The 8,956-nt window shown below is 71.7% G+C and carries 8 protein-coding genes and 1 pseudogene; 7 read left to right on the top strand and 2 right to left on the bottom strand.

Annotated features, from left to right (window positions below; translation table 11 throughout):
- Nucleotides 1-99 precede the first annotated feature (99 nt).
- Entirely contained in the window at nt 100-693 is a 594-nt protein-coding gene (locus Q0L15_RS21100) for an HNH endonuclease signature motif containing protein (RefSeq protein ID WP_296606694.1), read from the top strand.
- Between the two features lie 217 nt (nt 694-910).
- On the opposite strand, the gene Q0L15_RS21095 is transcribed toward Q0L15_RS21100, so the two are convergent.
- Nucleotides 911-2,167 (bottom strand): alpha/beta hydrolase, encoded by a 1,257-nt coding sequence (locus Q0L15_RS21095; RefSeq protein ID WP_296606693.1) that lies wholly within the window; start codon nt 2,165-2,167, stop codon nt 911-913.
- Nucleotides 2,168-2,297: 130 nt separating this feature from the next.
- On the opposite strand from Q0L15_RS21095, the gene Q0L15_RS21090 reads away from it, so the two are divergent.
- A complete protein-coding gene (locus tag Q0L15_RS21090) occupies nt 2,298-3,758 on the top strand; it encodes a wax ester/triacylglycerol synthase family O-acyltransferase (RefSeq protein ID WP_296606691.1) in 1,461 nt (486 codons plus the stop codon).
- On the opposite strand, the gene Q0L15_RS21085 is transcribed toward Q0L15_RS21090, so the two are convergent.
- On the bottom strand, nt 3,750-4,697 hold the full coding sequence (locus Q0L15_RS21085; protein ID WP_296606690.1) for an alpha/beta fold hydrolase: 948 nt from the start codon (nt 4,695-4,697) through the stop codon (nt 3,750-3,752). The two genes, Q0L15_RS21090 and Q0L15_RS21085, sit on opposite strands and share 9 nt — an antisense overlap.
- An 86-nt stretch (nt 4,698-4,783) precedes the next feature.
- On the opposite strand from Q0L15_RS21085, the gene Q0L15_RS21080 reads away from it, so the two are divergent.
- From Q0L15_RS21080 to Q0L15_RS21060, 5 genes and pseudogenes are all read left to right on the top strand, one after another.
- Nucleotides 4,784-7,027 carry an acyl-CoA dehydrogenase gene (locus Q0L15_RS21080; protein WP_296606688.1) on the top strand — a complete coding sequence of 748 codons (2,244 nt, stop codon included), beginning with the start codon at nt 4,784-4,786 and terminating at the stop codon, nt 7,025-7,027.
- Nucleotides 7,024-7,524, top strand: a complete 501-nt coding sequence (locus Q0L15_RS21075) for a hypothetical protein (RefSeq protein WP_296606686.1) — start codon at nt 7,024-7,026, stop codon at nt 7,522-7,524. Before Q0L15_RS21080 ends, Q0L15_RS21075 begins: the two co-directional genes overlap by 4 nt.
- Nucleotides 7,521-7,925 carry an OB-fold domain-containing protein gene (locus tag Q0L15_RS21070; protein WP_296606684.1) on the top strand — a complete coding sequence of 135 codons (405 nt, stop codon included), beginning with the start codon at nt 7,521-7,523 and terminating at the stop codon, nt 7,923-7,925. The genes Q0L15_RS21075 and Q0L15_RS21070 overlap by 4 nt, the downstream gene beginning before the upstream one ends.
- A 17-nt stretch (nt 7,926-7,942) precedes the next feature.
- Entirely contained in the window at nt 7,943-8,317 is a 375-nt protein-coding gene (locus Q0L15_RS21065) for a MaoC family dehydratase (protein ID WP_296606682.1), read from the top strand.
- Nucleotides 8,314-8,956 (top strand): annotated as a pseudogene (locus Q0L15_RS21060) (lipid-transfer protein); the annotation flags it as partial. The gene Q0L15_RS21065 and the pseudogene Q0L15_RS21060, both read left to right, overlap by 4 nt.

The following is an 8,956-nucleotide window of genomic DNA, read 5'->3' as shown; positions in this document are numbered from 1 at the left end:
CGGTTCTTCGACGTCGACACCCACCACCCCTCGTTGGAGGGCACTGCGACGGTGCGTGGGGAGCTGGACCTGGCCGATGCCCTCGATCTCGATCACGCTGTGACCACCGGCGCGCAACAGCTTGCCGTCCTGGGCTGCGACCAGCCCCTCGACGTGCGTCGCGCGATGGCCGCCGGCGCCCTCGCGCGCGGGGACCTCATGCTCACCCCGGACACCACCGGGACCGATCGCCCGGAGCGGCCGCGACAGAACCGGCAGCTGGTGATCTACACGCACCTGTCCGACAGTGCGCTGGCCGGGGTGGAGAACACCCGCTCGTCCGTGCTGGTGGCGCAGGTCGCCGGCTGGTGCGCGACCGCGACCGGACCGGTGGTCGTCCGGCCCGTGGTGGACCTGGGTGAGCACATCGAGGTTCCCGGCTACACGCCCTCATCACGGCTGCGTGAACAGGTTCTCCTGACCCATCCGACGTGCGTGTTCCCCGGCTGCTCGAGACCATCACGGGGCTGCGACCTCGACCACGTCATCGCCTGGGACGACGGCGGACCCACCTGCTCGTGCAACCTCGTCCCGGAATGCAGGTTCCACCATCGCTTGAAGACCCGCGGCGGCTGGGCCCTCCACCGGGTCGGCCACCGGCTGTTGGTGTGGACCAGCCCGCATGGCCGGACCTATACCCGACATATCGGCTGACCCGACCCCGCCGGCCACGGCCGACGGGGCCATCCCCATGCCCGGACGCCGTCGATCGAGCAGCGAGGGCCCCAGGCCCGAGCGCCCGTCGAGATCCCGCGGCCCGACCGCCCACGACGAGACCCGCGCTCGCCGCCCACCCGCCCACGACGACCGGGGCGCTCGCCGCCCTGCCGACCCTGCGGGGGTCTCGACGAGCTCGACCACCGGCCCCTCGTCAGGCCGACGAGGACTCGGGGGCGGGGGCGTCGTGCTCTCTGCGCCAGCCGTTCCAGTGCCAGTGGAGGTAGCGGTCGATCGCGCGGACGACGTGCTGGCTGCGGATCGAGGGGAAGACGTCGAAGGCGTGCTGGGCGCCGGGGAGCTCGGCGTACACGACGGTGGCGCCGGAGACCTCGCGCAGGCGCTGGACGAACAAGCGAGCCTGCTCGACCGAGACCAGGGAGTCGTGGGCGCCGTGCAGGACGAAGAAGTCCGGCGCCTCCTTGCCGACCCGCAGCAGGGGAGTGCCGGCCTCGAAGACCTCGGGGGCGTCGGTCCAGCGCTGCTTGACGATGCGGGGTGCGAGGAACGTGTCGCGCATCAGCTCGGCGCTGCGCAGGCCGGTGCAGCCCGCGAAGTCGTAGACGCCGTAGTGGGGGATCGCGACCGCGACGCTGGTGTCGGCGTCCTCGAACCCGGGCTGGTACGCCGGGTCGTTGGCGGTCACGGCCGCGAGCGCGGTCAGGTGACCCCCGGCCGAACCGCCGGTGATCGCGATGTAGTCGGGGTCGCCGCCGTACTCCTCGATGTGCTCGCGCACCCAGGCGATCGCGCGCTTGACGTCCACGATCTGCGCCGGGAACGGGTCGCGTGGCGCGAGTCGGTAGTTGATCGCGACGCAGACCCACCCCTTGGCGGCCAGGTGGTGCATGAGGGGGAGCCCCTGCTGGTCCTTGTTGCCGATCGTCCAGCCGCCGCCGTGGATCTGCAGCAGCACGGGCGCCCCGGTGATGTCGCCCTCGGCCGGCCGGTAGACGTCGAGGAGTCCGCGCTTCCCGTGGTCGGGCGCGTAGGGGATGTTCTTGTCGACGCGGACGGCGAGGTCGCGCATCCGGAACGGGTTGACCAGGCGCCGCCACGGAACGGCGAGCTCGGCCGGCGTCGGCTTGGCGTCGAGCTGCTCGACGTAGTCGGCGCCGATGCCCTCGACGAGCGCATCCTCCGCCTTGGTGCGGACCCGCCGGGCCTGGTCGATGAGGAACGCCTGCCCCGCGAGGTTCGCGGCCGCCAGCGCGAGCGAGGCCCGGCTGCGGCGGCGCGTGCCCAGGTGCGCGGCGGTGTCCGCGGCCGTGACGGCCATCAGGTGCGGGGCCAGCTCGGAGGTGAGCCACCCGGCCATGAAGGAGGGGATCCCGGCCCGGAACCCCGGCACCGGCTGGATCGCGTTGGCGGTCAGGGCGGCGGTGACGAGCTGGCGGCGCAGGAAGGACATGCGACAAATGTAGAACCTGTTGCCGAGGCGAGGACGGCGCGTCCGCCTGGGTGACGTCGATCACCCGTGCCGCGTACGGTGAGTGTCTCGTTGGTCAGAAGAACATGTTCTAGAACGCGACGGAGGGCACATGGAGCGGCTGTCGGGACTGGACGCGAGCTTCTTGTACCTCGAGACGCCCGCCCAGCTCATGCACGTCTGCGGGGTGATCGTCCTCGACCCGAGCACGATGCCCGACGGCTACGACTTCGCCGCCGTGCGCGACGGGATCGCCGCGCGGGTGCGCGACGTGCCGGCGTTCACCCGCAAGGTGCGCAAGGTGCCGATGGGCCTGGACCACCCGATCTGGGTGCAGGACCGGCACTTCGACATCGACCGACACGTGCATCGCCTCGCGCTGCCCTCGCCCGGCGGCTACCGCGAGCTCACCGAGCTCACCAGCCACTTGGCCGGCCTCCCGCTCGACCGGTCGCGCCCGCTGTGGGAGATGTGGGTGATCGAGGGGTACCGCGGCGCGGACGGCGACGGCGCCGAGCAGGTCGTGGTGTTCTCCAAGATGCACCACGCGACCGTCGACGGCGTCTCCGGCGCCAACCTGATCTCCCACCTGTGCAGCCTCGAGCCGGGGGCCGGCCCCATCTCACCTGGAGACGTCGGCCGAGCGGGTCGCGACCCGAGCCAGACCGAGCTGTTCGGCCGTGCCGTGCTCAGCACGGTCACCCGGCCGCTGAACGCCGTGCGCCTGGTCTCCCCGTCGGTGCAGCTGATCACCAAGACGATCGGGCGGGCTCGCGAGGGCACGGCGATGGCCGCGCCGTTCTCGGCGCCGCGCACCTCGTTCAACGGGACGATCACCGGCCACCGCGCGATCGCGCTCGCCGACCTCGACCTCGGGGCGATCCGCCAGGTCAAGAGCGCCACGGGGACCACCGTCAACGACGTCGTCCTGGCCGTCGCCGGCGGCGCGCTGCGCTCCTACCTCGCCGAGCGCGGCGAGCTCCCGTCGTCCTCGCTGCTGGCCACGGTGCCGGTGTCGGTGCGCGAGCAGTCCAAGCACGAGGGCGGCGCCAACAAGGTCTCCGCGCTGTTCGCCAAGCTCGGCACGGACACCGAGGACCCGCTGGAGCGGCTCCACGACATGGCCGAGCGCAACCGCAACGCCAAGGACCACCACTCCGCGATCAGCGCCGACGCGCTGCAGGACTGGGCGGAGTTCGCGGCGCCTCGGACCTTCGGGCTCGCCGTGCGAGCGTACGCCGGGCTGCGGCTGCCCGAGCGGCACCCGGTCGTGCACAACCTGGTGATCTCCAACGTCCCCGGGCCTCCGCTGCCGCTGTACTTCATGGACGCCGAGATCCGCGGCCTCTACCCGCTCGGTCCGGTCTTCCACGGCGCCGGGCTCAACATCACCGTGATGTCCAACAACGGGCGCATGCACGTCGGGATCATCGCCTGCCGCGAGTCGCTGCCTGACGTCGATGCCCTGGTCAGCCGGTTCCCGGACGAGCTCGACGCCCTCGAGGCGGCCGTGGCGGCGGCGGAGAAGCCCACTCCGATCAAGAAGGCCCGGAAGCGCGCGACCTCACGTTGACCCGCCCGAAAGTTTCGGGCGGGTCAACGTCTTGGCTTGCCCGAAGTCGCGGCGGCGGGCGTTGACGGTGTCGACCGCCTCGAGCAGCGCGGGCACGAAGCGCTCCGACTCCAGGACGCAGGACGCGTGGCCCGCGTCGATGGCGTGGATCGTCGCGCCGGGGATGCGGCGTGCGAGCGCGATCTGGTTGTCCGGTGGCAGCACCTTGTCCCGCAGCGTGACCACGACGGCGGTCGGCACGTCGATGCGGCCCAGCCACGGCCGTGAGTGGTGGCGGCCGAGCGCGGCGACGGCCTGGCCGACCGCCCACGGACTGGTCTGGCGGAACTCGCCGAGCACCCAGTCGTGCATGTCCGCCGGGTCGAGGTCGAGCGCCCGAGCGGTCTGACGCGCCGCACGGACGGCGGTGCGCGAGCGCGAGACGCCGCGGGCGCCGGTCATCGCGACCTCGACGCCCTGGTGGAACAGGCGCTCCGCGACCGAGGACCGGAACCGGTCGGTGGTCGCGCACAGGACGAGCCCGTCGATCTTGTCGGCGTGCTGGCGCCAGACCCGTTGGGCGATCACCGAGCCCATCGAGAAGCCCGCGACCATCACGTCGCGCAGCTCGAGGGTGTCGATGAGCGCGGCCACGTCGTCGGCGCAGTCGTGGATCGAGAACTCCGGCGACTGGATGCCGCGGCCGTGCCAGCGCTGGTCCATCGTGACGACGCGGTAGCGCCGCGAGAGCGGTCCGATCGAGGGGAACCACGTCAGCAGCCCCGTGCAGCCCACCGCGTGCAGGAGCAGCACCGTGGGGGAGTCGGGACGCGGGCCCGGGGTGTCGGTGACGTACGTCGTGCCGCGGCCGGGCAGCTCGACGGTACGCCCCGCGGGGATCGGCACCCGCGGCACGTAGTAGCGGCGACGTACGAAGGCTCCGGGCGAGAGTGGATGCACGCGCGACCTCCCTCTCGACGGCGTAACCCCTCTAGAGTAGAACAGGTTACAGTTTCGCTCATCAGGTATCCGAGGACCGGCAGGAGATGCGCGTGGGTCAGGACGGTTTCACGGAGGTCGACGCGGACGCCGCGGAGTCGATCGCGGCGGTGCGCTCGGTCGTCACCGAGGCGCTCGACCGCGCCGGCGACGCGCTGTCCGACGACGGGGGCGACGCGACGTGGCAGACGCTCGCCTCGGCGGGCCTGCTGGCGCTCCCGGTCCCCGAGGAGCAGGGCGGCGAAGGTCTCGGGCTCGCCGAGGTCGCCGTGCTGCTGCGCGAGACCGGCGCCCGTGCCGTGCAGCTGCCCGTCTGGGAGACGCTCTGCTGCGGCACGCTCACCCTCGCGGCCGCCGGGTCCGCCGAGCAGCGCCAGGTGCTGCTGCCCGGCGTCGCCTCGGGCGACAAGCTGCTCACGCCGGCGCTGCGCGAGGTCGGGGCAGGCATCCCCGAGCAACCCTCGACGACGTACGCCGAGGTCGACGGTGCCGGGAAGGTGACCGGCCGCAAGATCGGCGTGACGTACGCCGACCGCGCCGCCCGCCTGCTCGTCAGCGTCACCGTCGACGGGCGGCCGGCCGTGGCGCTGGTCGACCCGCAAGGGCCGGGTGTCCAGCTGCTGGAGTCGCCGTCCTCGATGCGCACGCCCCAGCACACCGTCGTCCTCGACGGTGCGCCGGCCGAGCTGCTGGAGGGCGAGGACGCCGCGCGCACCTTGCGCGACCTCGCGATCGCGGGCCTCTGCCTCACCGCCGCCGGCGTCGTGGCCGGCGCGCGCGACCTGACCGCGGCGTACATCAAGGGGCGCACGCAGTTCGGCAGGTCGCTGGCGGAGTTCCAGGCGGTCGCGATGCAGGCGGCGGACGTCTACATCTCCTCGCGGACTCTCGACCTGGCCGCCCAGAACGTCGCGTGGCGGCTCGGTGCCGGCCTCGACGCGACCGACGACCTCGCGGTGGCGGCCTACTGGGTCTGCCGCGAGGCTCCGGCCACCCTGCGCACCTGCCACCACCTGCACGGCGGCATGGGCGTGGACGTCACCTATCCGATGCACCGCTACTTCTCCTGGGTCACCGACCTCACGCACGCCCTCGGCGCCCAGCCCGACGGTGTCGCGATCGAGGACCCGACGACCAAGAACCTCGAGCTCTCCGCGTCGCAGCGGGCCTTGAAGGCCGAGCTGCGGGAGTACTTCACGGGCCTCGCCGGGCGCGAGGAGCACGAGGAGATGGGCGTCGATCGTCACGGGGAGACCTATCAGCGGGTGATCCGCCAGATGGGCGCCGACGGGTGGATGGGCGTCGGCTGGCCGAAGGAGTACGGCGGTCACGGGCTCGGCGAGATCGAGCAGACGATCTTCGCCAACGAGGCGCAGCGCGCCGACGTGCACCTGCCTGCGGTGACGCTGCAGACCGTCGGCCCGACGCTGATCCGCTACGGCACGCAGAAGCAGAAGGACCTGTTCCTCGGGCGGATCCTGAAGGGCGACGTGCACTTCGCGATCGGCTACAGCGAGCCCGACGCGGGCACCGACCTCGCGTCGCTGCGCACCACCGCCCGCCGCGACGGCGATCACTACGTCGTCAACGGGCAGAAGCTGTGGACCACCGGTGGCCACCAGGCCGACTACATCTGGCTGGCCTGCCGCACCGACCCCGACGCGCCCAAGCACAAGGGCATCTCGATCCTCATCGTCGACACCCGCGACCCCGGCTACTCCTGGACGCCGATCATCACCGCCGACGGGTCCCACCACGTCAACGCGACGTACTTCAACGACGTGCGGGTGCCGGTCGACATGCTCGTCGGCGAGGAGAACCAGGGGTGGAAGCTGATCACCACCCAGCTCAACCACGAGCGGGTCATGCTCGGCCCGGCCGGGCGGCTCGAGGGCCTGCGCGACCGCGTCGCCGAGTGGGCGACCAAGGCCGGCGTGATCGACCGCCCCGACGTCCGGCGCACCATGGGCGAGGTGACCGCGGTGTTCCGGGTCAACGAGCTGCTCAACTGGGAGGTGGCCCGGGCGGCGGCTGTCGGCGAGATCTCCGTCGGTGACGCGTCGTCGTCGAAGGTCTTCGCCGCCGACGAGGTGCAGCACCTCGCGGCCGACCTGGTCGACATCGTGCACCGGTACGGCGACCCGTCGGACGAGGAGACGGCGTACCTCATGCGCTACCTCGACGGCCAGGCCAAGCGCAACCTCGTGCTCACCTTCGGTGGCGGGGTGCAGGAGGTGCAGCGCGAGCTGATCGCGATGTTCGGGCTCGGCCTGCCGCGGGTGCCGCGATGAGTCACGAGCGGATCATGGCCGAGGCCGAGCGGATCAAGGCGCTCGGCGAGGCCTCGGAGTCGGTCGCGCCGTACCCGGTCAACCAGGCCACGATCGGCACCTGGATGGACGCGATGGGCTACGACAACGAGCGTTTCCGCGGCGGTGAGGCGCCGCCCTCGATGGCACAGGTCTGGACGATGCCCGGTCTGGGACGCAAGCGGCCGCCGGAGGACCCACTGAGCCGGATGACCGAGTTCCTCACGAACGAGGGCTACACCGCCGTGCTCGGCACCAACTGCGAGCAGACCTACGAGCGCTACCTGCGCGTCGGCGAGCAGCCGCGCGTCACGAGCGCGCTCGACTCCGTGGTCGGGCCGAAGAACACCGCCATGGGCGAGGGCTACTTCGTGACCTCGCGCAACACCTGGTACGTCGACCATCCGGACGGGCAGAGCGAGGTCGTCGCCACGATGCTGTTCCGGGTGCTCAAGTTCATCCCGCGGGAGCGCGCATGAGCATCGTTCGCCCGATGATCGGGCGCGACTCGCGGTTCTTCTGGGAGGGCACGGCGCTCGGCGAGCTGCGCATCCAGCAGTGCAACGCCTGCGGTGTGCTGCGCTTCCCGCCGGGGCCGGCGTGCCCGTCGTGCGGGGCGCTCGACCGCGGGCACGTCGTCGCGGCCGGCACGGGCACGGTGTTCTCCTACGTCGTGCACCGGCACCCGCCGGTCCCCGGCAAGGAGCTGCCGATCGTGCTCGCGCTCATCGACCTCGACGAGGGCGTGCGGATGGTCGGCGAGGTCGTGGACGTGGCTGACGGTGAAGATGGACCAGAGATCGAGATCGGGATGCGCCTGCGCGTGGACTTCAACCGCATCGACGACGAGCTGACGCTGCCGATCTGGAGGCGAGCATGACTCCGTTGGATCTGAGGGTGGGAGACAGCCTCCCGGAGTGGAGCCTGCCGCTGACCCCCACGACGATCGTGAGCACCGCGATCGCCACCCGGGACTGGCAGGACGTCCACCACGACCGCGACATCGCCCAGGCGGCCGGGTCGAAGGACATCTTCATGAACATCCTCACCAGCAACGGCCTGGTGGAGCGGTACGTCGTCGACGCGCTCGGCCACGACACGGAGCTCAAGGGCATCGCCATCCGGCTCGGCGCCCCGGCGTACCCCTACGACACGCTGACGTTCCGCGGCGAGGTCACCGCCGTCGACGACGGCATCGCCACGATCTCGGTCGTGGGCTCGGTCTCGCTCGGCGACCACGTCACCGGCACCGTGAAGGTGGTCGCGCGATGACGCTCTCGGGCAAGGCCGCGATCGCCGGCATCGGGGCGACGGAGTTCTCCAAGGAGTCGGGCCGCTCGGAGCTGCAGCTCTCGGTCGAGGCCGTCCAGCACGCGCTCGCCGACTGCGGGCTCACGCCGGCCGACGTCGACGGGCTGACGACGTTCACGATGGACACCTCCTCGGAGATCGCTGTCGCCCGCGAGCTCGGCATCCCCGAGCTGCGCTTCTTCAGCCGCATCAACTACGGCGGCGGAGCGGCGTGCGCCACCGTCCAGCAGGCGGCGATGGCCGTCGCGACCGGCGTCGCCGACGTCGTGGTCTGCTACCGCGGCTTCAACGAGCGGTCCGAGAGCCGGTTCGGCCAGTTCTCGGTCGCCGCCGCCACCCAGGTCAACACCAACGGCCTCGACAACGCCTGGACCTACCCGATGGGCCTCGGCACGCCCGCCGCCACCGTGGCGATGCAGGCGCGCCGCTACATGCACGAGTACGGCGCGACCTCCGAGGACTTCGGCCGGGTCGCCGTCGCCGACCGGCGGCACGCCGCGACCAACCCGGCCGCGTTCTTCTACGGTAAGCCGATCACGCTCGAGGACCACCAGGCCTCGCGGATGATCGCCGACCCGCTGCACCTGCTCGACTGCTGCC

It is taken from the genome of Nocardioides sp. (genome assembly GCF_024509035.1).
GTDB lineage: Bacteria > Actinomycetota > Actinomycetes > Propionibacteriales > Nocardioidaceae > Nocardioides.
This window is presented reverse-complemented; position numbering and strand designations above follow the sequence as displayed.

Excerpts from the sequence above, each read along its gene's own strand:
- Q0L15_RS21080 (WP_296606688.1), top strand. The coding sequence starts at position 4,784 with ATGCGCGTGGGTCAGGACGGTTTCACGGAGGTCGACGCGGACGCCGCG.
- Q0L15_RS21075 (WP_296606686.1), top strand. The coding sequence starts at position 7,024 with ATGAGTCACGAGCGGATCATGGCCGAGGCCGAGCGGATCAAGGCGCTC.
- Q0L15_RS21090 (WP_296606691.1), top strand. The coding sequence starts at position 2,298 with ATGGAGCGGCTGTCGGGACTGGACGCGAGCTTCTTGTACCTCGAGACG.
- Q0L15_RS21095 (WP_296606693.1), bottom strand. The coding sequence starts at position 2,167 with ATGTCCTTCCTGCGCCGCCAGCTCGTCACCGCCGCCCTGACCGCCAAC.
- Q0L15_RS21070 (WP_296606684.1), top strand. The coding sequence starts at position 7,521 with ATGAGCATCGTTCGCCCGATGATCGGGCGCGACTCGCGGTTCTTCTGG.